The organism is Mesorhizobium sp. WSM3862, assembly GCF_002294985.1.
Lineage (GTDB): Bacteria > Pseudomonadota > Alphaproteobacteria > Rhizobiales > Rhizobiaceae > Mesorhizobium.
In genome coordinates, this window is the sequence record NZ_NSGE01000004.1 from 306,524 (window position 1) to 321,370 (window position 14,847).

General features: G+C 64.9%; 21 protein-coding genes. 15 read left to right on the forward strand and 6 right to left on the reverse strand.

Translation table 11 applies throughout. The features are described from left to right. The first annotated feature begins 8 nt into the window (after positions 1 to 8). Complete coding sequence (locus CK224_RS13890; RefSeq protein WP_095782158.1) at positions 9 to 620, forward strand: nucleoside triphosphate hydrolase; 612 nt, start codon at positions 9 to 11, stop codon at positions 618 to 620. A gap of 147 nt (positions 621 to 767) precedes the next feature. Beyond that, positions 768 to 1,076 carry a hypothetical protein gene (locus CK224_RS13895; RefSeq protein ID WP_095782159.1) on the forward strand — a complete coding sequence of 103 codons (309 nt, stop codon included), beginning with the start codon at positions 768 to 770 and terminating at the stop codon, positions 1,074 to 1,076. A gap of 6 nt (positions 1,077 to 1,082) precedes the next feature. On the opposite strand, the gene CK224_RS13900 is transcribed toward CK224_RS13895, so the two are convergent. The 3 genes from CK224_RS13900 to CK224_RS13910 all read right to left on the reverse strand — a co-directional run bounded on the left by CK224_RS13900 (position 1,083) and on the right by CK224_RS13910 (position 3,454). Further along, complete coding sequence (locus tag CK224_RS13900) at positions 1,083 to 1,787, reverse strand: glutathione S-transferase N-terminal domain-containing protein (RefSeq protein WP_095782160.1); 705 nt, start codon at positions 1,785 to 1,787, stop codon at positions 1,083 to 1,085. A gap of 199 nt (positions 1,788 to 1,986) precedes the next feature. Beyond that, positions 1,987 to 3,195, reverse strand: coding sequence for a beta-ketoacyl-[acyl-carrier-protein] synthase family protein (locus tag CK224_RS13905; protein WP_066999123.1), 1,209 nt, complete (start codon positions 3,193 to 3,195; stop codon positions 1,987 to 1,989). 4 nt (positions 3,196 to 3,199) lie between these two features. Next, entirely contained in the window at positions 3,200 to 3,454 is a 255-nt protein-coding gene (locus tag CK224_RS13910; RefSeq protein WP_040975089.1) for an acyl carrier protein, read from the reverse strand. Positions 3,455 to 3,651: 197 nt separating this feature from the next. Between CK224_RS13910 and CK224_RS13915 the strand changes: the two genes are divergently transcribed. The 5 genes from CK224_RS13915 to CK224_RS13935 are packed head-to-tail and all read left to right on the forward strand — an operon-like array spanning position 3,652 to position 6,032. Then, entirely contained in the window at positions 3,652 to 4,494 is an 843-nt protein-coding gene (locus tag CK224_RS13915) for an urease accessory protein UreD (RefSeq protein ID WP_176477923.1), read from the forward strand. 37 nt (positions 4,495 to 4,531) lie between these two features. Next, a complete protein-coding gene (locus tag CK224_RS13920; RefSeq protein ID WP_066999125.1) occupies positions 4,532 to 4,834 on the forward strand; it encodes an urease subunit gamma in 303 nt (100 codons plus the stop codon). A 10-nt stretch (positions 4,835 to 4,844) separates the two neighbouring features. Next, a complete protein-coding gene (locus CK224_RS13925; RefSeq protein WP_066999128.1) occupies positions 4,845 to 5,099 on the forward strand; it encodes a DUF1272 domain-containing protein in 255 nt (84 codons plus the stop codon). 26 nt (positions 5,100 to 5,125) lie between these two features. Further along, on the forward strand, positions 5,126 to 5,719 hold the full coding sequence (locus CK224_RS13930; protein WP_095782161.1) for a HupE/UreJ family protein: 594 nt from the start codon (positions 5,126 to 5,128) through the stop codon (positions 5,717 to 5,719). A gap of 7 nt (positions 5,720 to 5,726) precedes the next feature. Further along, positions 5,727 to 6,032 (forward strand): urease subunit beta, encoded by a 306-nt coding sequence (locus tag CK224_RS13935; protein WP_066999133.1) that lies wholly within the window; start codon positions 5,727 to 5,729, stop codon positions 6,030 to 6,032. Between the two features lie 20 nt (positions 6,033 to 6,052). Here the strand turns inward: CK224_RS13935 and CK224_RS13940 are convergent, their stop codons facing one another. Beyond that, positions 6,053 to 6,571 carry a hypothetical protein gene (locus CK224_RS13940; RefSeq protein ID WP_245425932.1) on the reverse strand — a complete coding sequence of 173 codons (519 nt, stop codon included), beginning with the start codon at positions 6,569 to 6,571 and terminating at the stop codon, positions 6,053 to 6,055. 117 nt (positions 6,572 to 6,688) lie between these two features. Then, positions 6,689 to 7,060 (reverse strand): hypothetical protein, encoded by a 372-nt coding sequence (locus CK224_RS13945; protein ID WP_066999139.1) that lies wholly within the window; start codon positions 7,058 to 7,060, stop codon positions 6,689 to 6,691. Positions 7,061 to 7,224: 164 nt separating this feature from the next. On the opposite strand from CK224_RS13945, the gene ureC reads away from it, so the two are divergent. The 7 genes from ureC (at position 7,225) to CK224_RS13980 (ending at position 12,792) form a co-directional block, all read left to right on the forward strand. Further along, positions 7,225 to 8,940 carry an urease subunit alpha gene (ureC, locus tag CK224_RS13950; RefSeq protein ID WP_176477934.1) on the forward strand — a complete coding sequence of 572 codons (1,716 nt, stop codon included), beginning with the start codon at positions 7,225 to 7,227 and terminating at the stop codon, positions 8,938 to 8,940. Between the two features lie 107 nt (positions 8,941 to 9,047). Next, entirely contained in the window at positions 9,048 to 9,653 is a 606-nt protein-coding gene (locus tag CK224_RS13955) for a glutathione S-transferase family protein (protein WP_095782163.1), read from the forward strand. Continuing rightward, positions 9,650 to 10,228 carry an urease accessory protein UreE gene (gene ureE, locus CK224_RS13960; RefSeq protein WP_095782164.1) on the forward strand — a complete coding sequence of 193 codons (579 nt, stop codon included), beginning with the start codon at positions 9,650 to 9,652 and terminating at the stop codon, positions 10,226 to 10,228. Before CK224_RS13955 ends, ureE begins: the two co-directional genes overlap by 4 nt. Further along, complete coding sequence (locus CK224_RS13965) at positions 10,221 to 10,892, forward strand: urease accessory protein UreF (RefSeq protein ID WP_095782377.1); 672 nt, start codon at positions 10,221 to 10,223, stop codon at positions 10,890 to 10,892. Before ureE ends, CK224_RS13965 begins: the two co-directional genes overlap by 8 nt. After that, a complete protein-coding gene (locus CK224_RS13970; RefSeq protein WP_066999149.1) occupies positions 10,889 to 11,329 on the forward strand; it encodes a DUF3995 domain-containing protein in 441 nt (146 codons plus the stop codon). Before CK224_RS13965 ends, CK224_RS13970 begins: the two co-directional genes overlap by 4 nt. Beyond that, a complete protein-coding gene (gene ureG, locus CK224_RS13975; protein ID WP_095782165.1) occupies positions 11,326 to 11,958 on the forward strand; it encodes an urease accessory protein UreG in 633 nt (210 codons plus the stop codon). Before CK224_RS13970 ends, ureG begins: the two co-directional genes overlap by 4 nt. Positions 11,959 to 12,024: 66 nt before the next feature. Next, positions 12,025 to 12,792 (forward strand): class II aldolase and adducin N-terminal domain-containing protein, encoded by a 768-nt coding sequence (locus CK224_RS13980; RefSeq protein ID WP_067324682.1) that lies wholly within the window; start codon positions 12,025 to 12,027, stop codon positions 12,790 to 12,792. A 201-nt stretch (positions 12,793 to 12,993) separates the two neighbouring features. Here CK224_RS13980 and CK224_RS13985 read toward each other — a convergent pair whose 3' ends face one another. Further along, on the reverse strand, positions 12,994 to 13,626 hold the full coding sequence (locus CK224_RS13985; protein WP_095782166.1) for an HAD family phosphatase: 633 nt from the start codon (positions 13,624 to 13,626) through the stop codon (positions 12,994 to 12,996). Between the two features lie 202 nt (positions 13,627 to 13,828). On the opposite strand from CK224_RS13985, the gene CK224_RS13990 reads away from it, so the two are divergent. Then, complete coding sequence (locus CK224_RS13990) at positions 13,829 to 14,788, forward strand: sugar-binding transcriptional regulator (protein WP_066999158.1); 960 nt, start codon at positions 13,829 to 13,831, stop codon at positions 14,786 to 14,788. Positions 14,789 to 14,847 lie beyond the last annotated feature (59 nt).

Consider the following 14,847-nt stretch of genomic DNA (forward strand, 5'->3'; position numbering starts at 1 on the left):
AGGCGCTGATGTCCGACTTAGCCCATATCACCGCCGCCATCTTCAAGCGCGCCGGCAAGGCCAAGCGTTTCGTTGTTGCCATTGCCGGCCCGCCGGGAGCCGGCAAGTCGACCATATCGGGCAGGCTGCATGAATTGCTGCCGGAGGGCACGTCCGAAGTCGTGCCGATGGACGGCTTTCATTACGACGACATCGTGCTCAACCGGCGCGGCCTGCGCGCCCGAAAAGGGGCGCCGGAAACCTTCGATTTTGCCGGCTTCGAGACGCTTTTGAAGCGGATCCGCTCCGGCGAGCCGGACATTGCCATTCCGGTCTTCGACCGCAGCATCGAACTCTCGCGCGCCGCCGCCGAGATCATTTCCGCCGACACCAAGTTCATCCTGGTCGAGGGCAACTATCTGCTGCTCGACGAGGAGCCGTGGTCGCGGCTGGCAGAGCTGTTCGATTTCACCATTTTCGTCGATGTCCCGCGCAACGAGCTCGAGCGCCGGCTGATGGAGCGCTGGCGCGGCCATGGCAAGTCCGACGAGGACGCCCGCGCCTGGATCGCCTCCAACGACATGCCCAATATCGAGCGGGTGCTGGCGCGTCGCCGGGAGGCCGACCTGGTGATTGGTTAACCTGCTCAATTTTCACCATTTTCGGGCGGGAACCTTAAGATTTACAGGTCGTTATCTCCATGACCCGAATTGTCCGGCACTGACGCGATTCCAGGAAAGAAAGTGTGTAACGGCTTCCGGAATTGCGCGATAACAGGGAACCGTCTTATGGCAACCAAGACCAGAAAACCCGCGCTTGCAAGAAGCAGAGCCAATCAATCCAGAGCTGGTGCAGCTACCGCAACGGCCGAGCGCTCCAAGGACGCCAAGCCGAGCTTCGGCAAGGCGGCGCCCAAGAAGGTCGTGCCCGGCACGGCTCACAAGGCCCCCGCGAAGGCCGCCAAACCTCATAAGCCAGCGGCAAGGTCGGGGCCGATCCGCACTGTGGCAAGCGTGGCGACCGGCGCGGTGGTGGCCACCGCGCGGCTTGCCGCATCGGTGCTCGGCCGGGGCGGCGCCAAAGCCAAGCCCAAATAGAGCGACTCAGCCCCTGGCCGGGATGGTCAGGCCCCTCTGCACGGCGGGCCGCGCGAGGCCGCGCTCCAGCCATGCCGCGACACCAGGGAAATCGTCGAAGCCGACCAGATCGCGCGCCTCGTAGAAGCCGATCAGGTTGCGCACCCAGCCGAGCGTCGCCACATCGGCGATGGTGAACTCGTCTTCCATGATCCATTGCCTGCCCTTGAGCCGCGTTTCCAGGACGCCGATGAGGCGCCTCGACTCGTCGCGATACCGCTCCAGCGGGCGCTTGTCGGCGATCTCGCGCCCGGCGAATTTGTTGAAGAAGCCGACCTGTCCGAAGATCGGGCCGATCGCGGCCATCTGGAAGAACACCCACTGGATCGTCTCGTAGCGCCGGATGGGATCGGCCGGGATCAGCTTGCCGGTCTTGTCGCTGAGATAGAGCAGGATGGCGCCGGATTCGAAAAGCCCGATCGGCTTACCGCCGGGCCCGTTCGGATCGATGATTGCCGGTATCTTGCCGTTCGGGTTGAGCGACAGGAACTCCGGCGTCCAGCTCTCGTTCTTGCCGATGTCGACCGGATGCGGCTCATAAGGCAGGCCGATCTCCTCCAGTGCGATCGAAATCTTCACACCGTTGGGCGTCGGCCATGAATAGAGCTGCAGGCGATCGGGATGCTTGGCCGGCCAGCGCTTGGCGATCGGAAAGGCGGACAGGTCGGTCATCGGGGCTCCGGATGCGGATGGGCGCGTGGCGGCGCGCGTGGCGGGTGGGCAAGAATTAGGATCCCGACCCTTCGGGATCAATATGGCCGGCAATCGACCCCCCCGTGGACGGTCAGTCAGCCAAAGCACCCGCAAGGATGGGAACGCGTCCGGCGCCGGCGAGCGCCCGTGTCGGGTCGCCCATCTCAGATCGCCCGTCTCAGATCGCCTTGAAGGCCAGCACGGCATTGGTGCCGCCGAAGGCAAAACTGTTGCTCAGTGCTGCGCGCACCTTGCGCTCGCGCGCCACATTCGGCGTCACGTCGAGATCGCATTCGGGGTCGGGCTCGCGGAAATTGGCAGTCGGCGGCACGATGCCGTCGCGGATCGCCATGACGCAGGCGATCATCTCCAGCCCGCCCGAGGCGCCAAGGCAATGCGCATGCATCGACTTGGTCGAGGAGACCGAGAGCGCGCTCACATGCTCGCCGAAGACGCGCTTGATCGCCGCGGTCTCGATCTGGTCGTTGGCCTTGGTGCCGGTGCCATGCGCATTGAGATAGTCGACGTCCTCGGGATTGAGCCCTGCATCCACCAGGCAGAAGCGCATCGCCGCTTCCGGTCCCTCGACGGTCGGCGCGACGATGTCGGAAGCGTCGGCCGAGAGGCCCGCGCCGGCGATCTCGGCAAGGATGGTGGCGCCGCGCGCCATCGCGTGGTCGTAGCTTTCCAGCACCGCCATGCCTGCGCCTTCGCCGAGCGACAGGCCCTGGCGGTCGGCAGAGAACGGCCGGCAGGTGTCGGGCGAGAGCACGCGCAGCGCCTCCCAGCCCTTGAGCACGCCCCAGACCAGCGGCGCCTCGGTGCCGCCGGCGACCATGACGTCGGCGCGGCCAAGCCGGATCTGGTCGACGGCCGAGGCGATGGCATGATTGGCCGACGCGCAGGCCGAAGTGACGCCGAACACAGGTCCGCGCAGGCCGAGACTCATGCTGACCTGGCCGGCGGCCGCGCCAGGCATAACCTTCGGCACGGTGAAGATAGCAGCGCGGTTGCGCCCCTCGATCAGGATCGCGCGGTAATTCTCCTCGATCGTTTCGAAGCCGGCGACGCCGACGCCGACAACGGCACCCATCCGATAGGTGTTGTCGGTATGCGCGACCAGTCCGGACTGCCGCATCGCTTCGCGCGCCGCGATCACCGCCAGCAGGCTGAAGCGGTCCATCGACACCACCTGCTTGCGGTCGATGCCGTGATCGGGCAACGCCTTGATTTCGGAGCCGACCTTGACCTTCAGGTCATGCAGCGAAGGATTGTCGATCGGGCCGATTGCCGAGCGGCCGGCGCGCATGGCGTCCCAGATCGCCGGCACATCGGTGCCGAGCCCGCATATTCCGCCAATGCCGGTGATGACGACGCGCTTGAGCATGCAGTCAGGCTTTTTTCGCGATCAGTTCGCGAACCGCCTCGACCATGTCGCCGACGTTCTTGAGGTTGCTCCAGGCGTCGACCGTGTTCATCTCGATCTCGATGCCGTACTTCTCCTCGAGATCGAAGATGATCTCGGTCAATTCCAGCGAATGGATCCCCAGCGTGTTGAGATCCGTGCTCGGCGTGATTTCTTCGCCGCCAGGTTCGGCATGCGCCTTGATCTTTTCGATGATTTCGGTCGTCAGCTGGTCAGCCATTCGGTTCCTTCCCCTGTCGTTTTCCGACGCCAACTGATCAGCGCCCCTGTGTCCCCGGATTCACAAACGTCGTCGCCCCTTACCTCGCCAGGAATCCGTGTGACCGCTCCAAGGTGGCTCCCTCTATAGAAACCGAAACGATGTCAAGCAACAAGCTATATATCGACAAAGCCGGTGGAGTGCTTAACGTTGGCGCCGTGGACATGATCGACGATATCCTGATTTCGCTGCCTGCCGCGCAACGTGTTGCCGGGCGAGGCAGGCTTTTCTGCGGCAATAGCCGCGGCAGGAGCCGCCTTCAACGTCTCTATCAGGACGGATCGGCGAAGATTCGCATGCCGGCGGTGCAGGGCGACCCGCTCGAGGCCGTGCTGATCAACACGGCCGGTGGGCTGACGGGCGGCGACCGGCTGGGCTGGGAGATCGAGGTCGGCGAGGGCGCCTCGGCATCGATCACCACCCAGGCCTGCGAGAAGATCTATCGCGCCGCATCCGACCGGGCCGAGACGAAGGTCAGCCTCACGGTTGGCGCCGGCGGCCGCATTGCCTGGCTGCCGCAGGAAACCATCGTTTTCAACCGCGCGGCCTTTGCCCGCGCGCTGCATGTCGAGCTGGCGGTCGGGGCCGAGGCGCTGCTCCTGGAGGCGACGCTGTTCGGCCGGCTTGCGATGGGCGAACGGACGGTCCTGGGCAATTTTCATGACCGCTGGCGGGTTCGCCAGGGTGGCAGGCTCATCCACGCCGAGGACTTTCGCATCGGCCCGGATATCGCGGCCGGGCTCCAGCGCCAGGCCGTGGCCGGTGGCGCGCTTGCAATTGCAACGATGCTTCTCGTCTCCCCGCATGCGGAAACCATGCTGGAGCCTGCCCGCGCGATTATCGGTGATCAGGGTGGCGCCAGTTTCTGGAGCGTCGGGCAATCTGGCAAGCTTCTTGCGAGGCTCACCGCCGGCGACGGCTACCAGCTCCGCAAGCGGCTGGTTCCGCTCGTCGAGCTGCTCAACGGACGGGCTGGCCTGCCCAAATTATGGTCACTTTGACCTTCGACTACTTTGATCTTGAGTACCGAGAAGACGCATGAACCTGACGCCGCGTGAAAAGGACAAGCTGCTGATCGCCATGGCGGCGATCGTGGCGCGCAAGCGAATGGAACGCGGCGTCAAGCTCAACCACCCCGAGGCGATCGCGCTGATCACCGATTTCGTCGTCGAGGGCGCCCGCGACGGCCGCTCGGTGGCCGAGCTGATGGAGGCCGGCGCCCACGTCGTCACACGGGCCCAGGTCATGGACGGCATTGCCGAGATGATCCACGACGTCCAGGTCGAGGCGACATTTCCCGACGGCACCAAGCTGGTGACCGTGCACGAACCGATCCGGTGAGGAGGATCCGATGCTGGAACTCAGACCCAATTGCGAATGCTGCGACAAGGATCTGCCACCCGAGGCGGCGGATGCGCTGATCTGCACCTTCGAATGCACCTTCTGCGCCGATTGTGCGCAAGATGTTCTCGGCGGTGTCTGCCCGAACTGCGGCGGCAACTTCGCGCCGCGGCCGATCCGGCCGGCGGCAAAACTGAAGAAATACCCGGCCTCGACCAAACGCGTGCTCAAGGCCGGGGGCTGCGGCCCCCGCAAGGCCGCATGAGTCGGCAATTTGAAGAGGGCCCGTCCATGATTTCCGCTTCGACGAAACGCACCGCGCTTGCCGCGATCCTCTTCCTGGCGGCGGCGATGCCGGCTGACGCCCATGTCGGCGTTGGCACGACCTCGTCCTTCACGGCGGGCTTCATGCACCCGCTGTCGGGCCTCGACCATATGACCGTCATGATCGCGGTCGGCCTGTGGGCGGCGATGAAAGGCAGCAAGGCGGTGTGGGCATGGCCGCTCGCCTTTGTCGGCGTGATGGTGGCGGGCGCAGCACTCGGCATGCTGCAGGTGCCGGTGCCTTTCGTCGAGCCGGGTATCCTCGCTTCGGTCGTTGTCCTCGGGTTGCTGGTAGCGCTGGCGGTCGACCTGCCGGTCTCGGCGGGTGTGGCCATCATCGGCCTGTTCGCCCTGTTCCACGGCCATGCGCATGGCACTGAAGTGCCGGAGAATGCCGGCGGCCTCGAATATATGGCGGGTTTCGCCGTGGCGACGGCGCTTCTTCATGGCATCGGCACCGCGGCCGCGCTCGGTCTTGGGCTCCGCTTCCGCGCCCTGGCGCGTCTTGCCGGCGCCGCCTGCGCGACGGTCGGCGCTGGCCTGGCCTTCGGCGTTCTGTGAGGCCGCGATGATCCCGGGCGAAATCATCACGTCAAAGGGCGACATCGAGTTGAACAAGGGCCTGCCGACGGTGACGCTCAAGGTCGCCAACAGCGGCGACCGTCCGATCCAGGTCGGCAGCCACTATCATTTCTTCGAGACCAATGAGGGCCTGAAATTCGACCGCGAACGCGCCCGCGGCATGCGGCTCGACATCGCCGCCGGCACGGCCATGCGCTTCGAGCCGGGCCAGGAACGTGACGTCACGCTGGTGCCGCTCGGCGGCAAGCGCGAGGTCTATGGATTTCAACAGAAGGTGATGGGCAAGCTGTGAGGCGTGGCGGCGCGCTCAAATCACTTCGGCGGCTTGGCGGCCGCGTAGATGACGACCTTCCCGGGATTGTCGAACTCGACGGCAAGCACGTCCTCGGCCTGCACGCGCCGCGAATCGATGGCGTTGAAGAGCAGGGCGTTCGCTTCGATCTCCTGCCGCAGCTCCGCGACGTCTTCCTGATGCTGCTTCACCTTGTTCTCGATCGCAGGCGGCGGCCCGCCTTCGCTGCGCGCGGCATCCGTCAGGAAAACGATATCGACGGTATCCAGCTTGGTCGTCTTGCGCACGGTGCCAATATTGTCGCGCGTGCGGTCGATGGCGGTGATGACCTTGCCGGCCTCTGTCTTCGACAGCGCCTCCTCCTGCCGCACGTCGGAATCGACGATCGTCGCACCCGGCTTGGTGCTGTCCAGTGGCGGCTTGCCGTCCGCAGGCTGCGCGGGAAACGCTGGGGCGGCGACCACGAGAAGCATGGCCACCACAAGGGCTGGAAAGACAAGGGCTGGAAATCCTGTTCCGGGGCACGCGGCGCTCGCCATCGCTCGCTCCTGGTTGAACTTGTGGCGGGGCGAAAAAGGCGAAACGAGTCTTGTTGGCGGGAGGTTCCGTTCGCGATGATGCTGACGGGCCTGCAACCGGCCCGCCAGCATTGGTCGTCAGCTCGCCTTCTTGGTGATCAGCGTCAGCGCGCCATTGGGTTGCAGGCTGGCGGCGATCACCTGCGCCGAGCTCATCCCCTTGGCTTCGAGCGCGGACTTCACCTTGGGTGTCGCGTCGATCGATTTGCGCAAGGTCTGCAGGCCGGCGTCGCCGCGTTGCGCCACGATCTGATTGACCTGCGTCTGCGTGTCCTTTGGCAGTTCCGTAATATCGACGATGCTGACGCTCTCGATCGTCGGCGCCTTGGGCGCGGCGGCAGCAGGTGCCGCAGGCCCCGGGCTCGGCTGTGGCGCGGGCTGCTGCTGCGCGCCGGCCGCACCCGCCATCATCAAGCTGGCGGCGGCCGCGAAAAGTATCGTCTTTCGCATGGATATTCCTTCCCTCGGTTTGGAAAACGGTCGTTTTGGGCTGACTCGGTCACCTCAACCGCCAAATGGGATCGGAAGGTGTCGTCGAGCGGGTCATTGCATGACCATTGGATGGCGACAATGTGCGCTCCGCGCCCACACAAACTCGCTTTTGGGAGCAATCGCTGATGGCAAGAATTTCCCGTGCCGCCTATGCGCAGATGTACGGCCCCACGGTCGGCGACAAGGTGCGGCTTGCCGACACTCAGCTCTTCATCGAGGTCGAGAAGGATTTCACCGTCCATGGCGAGGAAGTGAAATTCGGCGGCGGCAAGGTCATCCGCGACGGCATGGGTCAGAGCCAGGTTTCCAGGGCGGGCGGTGCCGTCGACACCGTCATCACCAACGCCCTGGTCGTCGACGCGCTCGCCGGGATCGTCAAGGCCGATATCGGCCTGAAGGACGGTCGCATCGCCGCGATCGGCAAGGCAGGCAATCCGGACACCCAGGATGGCGTCACCATCATCATCGGTCCGGGCACCGAGATCATCGCCGGCGAGGGCAAAATCCTGACGGCCGGCGGCTTCGACGCGCATATCCACTTCATCTGCCCGCAGCAGATCGAGGAAGCGCTGATGAGCGGCATCACCACGATGCTCGGCGGCGGCACCGGTCCGGCGCATGGCACCTTGGCCACCACCTGCACGCCCGGCCCCTGGCACATGGCGCGCATGATACAGTCTTTCGACGCTTTCCCGATGAATATCGGACTGTCCGGCAAGGGCAATGCGTCACGGCCGGCGGCGCTGGAGGAAATGGTGCTCGCCGGCGCCTGCTCGCTGAAGCTGCATGAGGATTGGGGCACGACGCCGGCCGCCATCGACTGCTGCCTTTCGGTCGCCGACGACTACGACGTGCAGGTGATGATCCACACCGACACGCTGAATGAGTCCGGGTTTGTCGAGAACACGGTTGCCGCGATCAAGGGCCGCACCATTCACGCCTTCCATACCGAGGGCGCCGGCGGCGGCCATGCGCCCGATATCATCAAGGTCTGCGGCCTGCCCAACGTCATCCCGTCATCGACCAACCCGACGCGGCCTTACACGGTCAACACCCTGGCCGAGCATCTCGACATGCTGATGGTTTGCCACCATTTGTCGCCGTCGATCCCGGAGGACATCGCCTTTGCCGAAAGCCGCATCCGCAAGGAGACGATCGCGGCCGAGGACATCCTGCACGACATCGGCGCCTTCTCGATCATCTCGTCCGACAGCCAGGCCATGGGCCGCGTCGGCGAGGTGGCCATCCGCTGCTGGCAGACCGCCGACAAGATGAAGCGCCAGCGCGGTGCGCTGGCTGAGGAGACGGGCGACAACGACAATTTCCGGGTCCGCCGCTACATCGCCAAATACACCATCAATCCGGCCATTGCGCATGGCCTGTCGAAGGAGATCGGCTCCGTGACGGCCGGGAAACGCGCTGATCTCGTGCTGTGGAACCCGGCCTTCTTCGGCGTCAAGCCGGAGATGGTGCTGGTAGGCGGCACAATCGCCGCCGCCCCGATGGGCGATCCCAACGCATCGATCCCGACGCCGCAGCCGATGCACTACCGGCCGATGTTCGGCGCCTACGGCAAGGCGCTGACCAACTCCGCGGTCACCTTCGTCTCCAAGGCGGCTTTTGATGCCGGCTTGCAGGGCAGGCTTGGCGTAGAGAAGGCGATGGTCGCGGTCGAGAACACGCGCGGCGGCATCGGCAAGCATTCGATGGTGCTCAACGACGCCACGCCGCACGTCGAGGTCGACCCGGAAACCTATGAGGTGCGCGCCGACGGCGAGCTCTTGACCTGCGAGCCGGCGACCGTGCTGCCGATGGCCCAACGGTATTTTCTGTTTTAGCGCTACCGCATTTCATTCGTCCTGCGGCTCTTCGACCTCATCGCCTGATCGCCATTGGGCTGATGGCTTGGATGGTCTAGGCTCCGGGAAGAGGCAGGATTTGAACCATGTACAAGGCCGTCGGATCACGAGGTTCCCGGGTCAGCCGCGTGCTCTGGATGCTCGAGGAGCTCGGGCAATCCTATGAGTTCGTAGAGGTGAAGCTGCGCTCGCCCGAGGCCTATGCACTGAACCCTTCCGGCAAGGTGCCGATCCTGATCGACGGCGAGCTGACGATCACTGATTCGGCGGCGATCTGCGTCTATTTAGCGGACAAGCATACCGATAAGGGGATGGGCGGTAATCCCGGGCTCGCCGGCCGCGCCGAGATGGATTCCTGGATGCATTTTGCTCAGAGCGAGTTCGAAGCGCCGCTGTGGAACAAACTGCGCCACCGCTTCATCCTGCCCAAGGAGCTGCGCGTCGATGTCGGCCCTGCCGCCGCCCATGATTTCGCTTCGGAAGTCAAGGCGCTGGACCGCCGGCTTGGCGACAAGCCTTTTGCGCTCGGCGACCGCTTTTCCGCCGTCGACGTTCTGCTCGGCGATATGGGTGGTTGGGCGCGCGCCGGCCGGTTCCCGGTCGACTCAGATCGCGTCAACGCCTATTTCGATCGCGTGCTGTCGCGACCCGCCCGGGCGCGGGCGCAAGCCAATGGCGGAGCCATGAAATGAAGCTCAACATCAACACCGATTTCACCAAATTTCCGCGCGCCGTCTCGGTGCTCCCGGCCGGCGAGGGCGGAGCGGCGACACCTTTCGACAAGGCTATCTTGACGCATGACGAGCGGCATCTGCGCCGCCGCGCCATCGAAACCGCCGGCGGCGACAGGGTGTTGGTCGATCTGCCCGAGCCGGTGGCGCTCGGCAATGGCGACCGGCTGGTGCTGGAGGACGGCCGCCAGCTCGAGATCGTCGCCGCGCCCGAAGAGGTCTACGACATCCGCGCCCGCGACACCGTGCATCTCACCGAGCTTGCCTGGCATATCGGCAACCGCCACCTCGCGGCGGCAATCGAGGCGGACCGTATCCTCATCTTGCGCGACCATGTCATCAAGGCGATGCTGGAAGGGCTCGGCGCCACGGTCGGCGAGGTGGTGGAACCGTTCAGTCCCGTGCGCGGCGCCTATTCCGGACAAGGCCACGAACATAGCCATGCGCATGATGATCACGGCCACGACCATCACGATCATGATCACGCGCATGGCCATCATGACCACGACCACGATCACCACCATCACCATGACTGACCAACCGTCCGGTACCGCACTGCTGCGGCTGATGGCCTGGCTGTCGCCGTCCTTTCCGGTCGGCGGCTTCTCCTACAGTCACGGTCTCGAGCGCGCCGTGCATGACGGACTAGTCGCCGATCGCCGGGATCTCGCCGAGTGGCTGGGGACGCTGGTCGAGATGGGCTCGGGCTGGAACGATGCGGTGCTGTTTGCCGAAAGCTGGCGGCGTGCGCGTGACGGCGGCGATATCGCGGAAGTCGCCGCGCTTGCCGAGGCGCTTGCCGGATCGCAGCAGCGTCACATGGAAACCATGCTCCAGGGCGCCGCCTTCCAAAAAGCCGCCTCTGCCTGGCCCTGTCCCGCACTCGAGCGCCTGCCTGCGGATTGCCCCTATTGCGTCGCCGTCGGCGCGATCGCTGGCAGCCATGGCATCGGCTTGGCGGACGCGCTGTCGGCCTTCCTGCAGGCCTTCTTCTCCAACCTCGTGCAGGCCGCTATCCGGCTCGGCGTTGTAGGACAGGTCGACGCCACAGCGTTGTTAGCCGGCTTCGAACCGTTGGCGCTCGCGACAGCTGCTCGCGCCGCGAACTCCACGCTCGATGATCTCGGCGGCTCGGCCTTGATATCCGACATTGCCGCGATGAAGCACGAAACCCAATATTCGCGTCTGTTCCGCTCATGATCATTCTTGCCTTTGTCCTCTCCCTCATCCTGCTGCTGATCACCACGCTGCACGTCTATTGGGGCATAGGCGGCATCTGGCCGGGAAAGGACGCGAAATCCTGCGCCCGCGCCGTCGTCGGCTTTCGCGGCGTGGATGACATGCCCTCGCCCGTCGCGAGCTTTGCCGTCGCCGCGTGCCTGGCGCTCGCGACGCTATGGCCGCTGGCCCTTGAAGGCGTCTTCGCCTCGCCCTTTCCCAGGCAGGGCCTTGCCGCTACCGCGCTGCTCTTCGGCATCGTCTTCTTGGGGCGAGGCATCGCCGGCTTCACGCCCTGGTGGCGCGGGCTGACGCCGGAGCAGCCTTTCGCACGGCTCGACCAGCGCCTCTACTCGCCGCTCTGCCTGTTGATCGGGCTGGGCTTCGCAATCCTCGCCATCACGGAGTTTCCGGCATGAGCCAAGCCAATGGTCCCCTGCGCATCGGCATCGGCGGTCCCGTCGGTTCCGGCAAGACGACGCTCACCGAAAAGCTCTGCAAGGCGCTGCGCGACCGGTTCTCGATCGCCGTCGTCACAAACGACATCTACACCAAGGAAGACGCCATGATGCTGGCGCGCCTGCAGGCACTGCCGGAGGAGCGCATCGTCGGCGTGGAGACCGGCGGCTGTCCGCACACAGCCATCCGCGAGGACGCCTCGATCAACCTGCGGGCGATCGCCGAGTTGAACCGCAAATTCCCCGACCTCGACATCGTCTTCATCGAATCCGGCGGCGACAATCTCGCCGCCACCTTCTCGCCGGACCTTGCCGATCTGACCCTCTATGTCATTTCGGTCTGCCAGGGCGAGGAGATACCGCGCAAGGGCGGCCCGGCCATCACCCGCTCAGACTTCCTCGTCATCAACAAGAGCGATCTGGCGCCCTATGTGAACGTCAACCTCGACGTCATGGAGGCGGACGCCGCCCGCATGCGCGGCAAGCGGCCTTTCGGCTTCACCGATCTGTCGCGCGGCAAAGGCCTGCAGGAAGTGATCGAGTTCATCGTCGAGCTGGGCGGGTTGCAATCGGCACGGCCTGCCGCCTGACCCATCAGTTTGCGGTTGCTGGCAGCCGCCATGCACGGCATGCTCGGCCAAACCGGAGGATTTTCGATGAGCCTTGCCCGTCTGCAGAAGGAAACGCTGACCAACCTGCCTTATTACCAGGAGCGGGTCGATCTCGCCGCCGCCTTCCGCTGGACGGCGCGGCTCAACATGCATGAGGCGGTCGCCAATCATTTCTCGCTGTCGGTCAACGAGGACGGCACGAAGTTCCTGATGAACCCGAACCAGGTGCATTTCTCGCGTATCAAGGCGAGCGATCTGCTTTTGATCGACGCCAACGATCCCGAAACGCTCTCCGGCCCCAACGCGCCCGACCCGACGGCTTGGGGCCTGCACGGCGCCATCCACCGCAACGTGCCGCATGCGCGCTGCGCCATGCATGTGCATTCGATCCACGCCACGGTGCTTGCCTCGCTGGCCGACTCCACCTTGCCGCCGATCGACCAGAACTCGGCCATGTTCTTCAACCGCCATGTCGTGGACCCTCATTATGGCGGGCTGGCCTTCGAAGAGGAGGGCGAGCGCTGCTCGAGACTGCTCGTCGATCCCAAGGTCAAGGTGATGGTCATGGGCAATCACGGCGTGATGGTCATCGGGGATTCTGTCGCCGACACCTTCAATCGCATGTTCTATTTCGAGCGTGCCGCCGAGACCTACATCAAGGCGCTGTGGACCGGTCGGCCGCTGCGCACGCTCTCCGACGAGATCGCGGAAAAGACGGCGAGCGAGATGGACGACTATCCCGGCCAAGCCGAGCGCCACCTTGCCGAGCTGAAGGCAATCCTCGACGAGGAAGAGCCGGTCTACAGGAACTGAGCCCCGCGGTTGTGGGTTGACGCTGGAGGCTTGGCTTTCGCCTATTTTCGAAGCCGGGCGCTGCCGCTCACCCTTACCTCTCCCCGTGAAGGACGATGAAAGGGGAATCGCCAGCGTCGGAGCGTGTCCCTTCTCCCAGTAGTCACGGGGAGAAGGTGCCGGCAGGCGGACGAGGGGCAGCGTCGACGCCTGAAAGTCTATTCAGAGACCCAACTGCGCCCGCAGTTCCTCGGCGCTGTTAATGACGATTGCGCCGGGCGGTCCTTCCATCGGCGCTTCCGGCCAGAAAATCGTCTTCATGCCGGCAGCCAGGCCGGCCATCGCCCCGGTGCGGCTGTCGTCGACCGCGACCGCGTCGGCCGGATCCACACCGGCGAGATAGGCCGCGCGCAGGAAGGGTTCCGCATGCGGCTTGCCTTGGCGTACGTCGTTTCGGCTCACCGTGTGCATGCCGGGATAGACGAGACCGACCGCGCCGAGATTGGCGTCGACGATCAGCCGGTCCGAATTGGACACCACCGCCTGCTCGACGCCTAGCGCGCGCAATTGGTTGAACACCTCGATCGCGCCGGGCCGCGGCTTGAGCGTCCCGGCCATCGGCAGATAGTGGTCGTATTTGCGCACGATCCAGTCATCGAAGTGCAGGTCGAGGCCGAACTGGTCGCGCAGCATTTCGTAGACCGGCCATGCCGCGACGCCCAGCACCCGTTCGTGCAGGTCGGTCGGCGGCGTGATGCCGACGCTGCGCAAGGCGGCCACAAGTGCTGCCTCGTGCAGCGGCTCGCTGTCGACCAGCGTGCCGTCCATGTCCCAGAAAACCGCTTTCGGCGTCATGCAAGGCTCCTTTTGCCGATCCCTTAATGGGTTTCCGGTCAGAGATAAACCGCTCTCCCGGCAAATGGTTGAAGCGAGTGCGAACAGGGCCAACCTTGGTCGGCAGCGGCGCAAGCAATTGCTCCTTCAATTGACAATTGCGCAGAGCCGCTTTCGCTGTAATCTAGAGGGCCCGCTATTGTCGGGCTTGGGGAGGCAGAATGTGAACGCGCGACAGGAAACCGGCAGCACCAGGTTGGACGACGCCGCGCGGGCCGGCTGGCTCTACTATGTTGCCGGCAATACCCAGGATCAGATCGCCGCCAAGCTCGGTATTTCCAGGCAGACGGCGCAGCGGCTCGTCTCGCTGGCGATGTCGGAAGGGCTGATCAAGGTCCGCGTCGATCATCCGATCGCCAATTGCCTCGACCTTGCCGCGCGGCTGAAGTCGCGTTTCGCGCTCGATCTCGTCGAGGTGGTGCCGAGCGATCCGACCTCGTCCTCGACGACGATCGGCGTCGCCGAGGCGGCGGCTGCCGAGATCGAGCGGCGGCTGCGCTCCGCCGCCCCCATCGTCATGGCGATCGGCACCGGGCGCACCCTGAAGGCAGCGATCGAGCTGTTGCCGCCGATGGAGTGCCCGCAGCACAAGGTGGTGTCCTTGACCGGCAACATCTCGCCCGACGGCTCGGCCGCCTTCTACAACGTCATCTTCACCATGGCCGACCGGGTCAAGGCGCGCTCCTTCCCGATGCCGCTGCCGGTCATCGCCTCCTCGCCGGAAGAGCGCGACATGCTGCTCAGCCAGCCGATGATCCAGCCGACGCTGGCGCTGGCCGCGGAAGCCGACGTCACCTTCGTCGGCATCGGCGATCTCGGCCCGAAGGCGCCGCTCTATGAGGACGGCTTCATCTCGGAGGGGGAACTGAAGGCGCTGCAGAAAGCCGGCGGCGTCGCCGAGATCGTCGGCTGGGTTTTCGACCGCGAAGGCCGCATGATCGAAGGCATCACCAACGACCGCGTTTCGTCCGCCGCCTTGCCGTCACGCGAGAAGTCCTTGGTCATCGCGCTTGCCATGGGCGAGCGCAAGCTGCCGGGCATTCTCGCCGCCGTGAACCGGCGTTTGGTCAATGGCCTCATCACCGATGAACGGACAGCCACCGCCCTGCTCGGCGGCGCGTGATCCTGATGCTGGGTTCGGGCCGAATCTGACGCGACGAGCCGTTGGCGATAAAAAGAAAC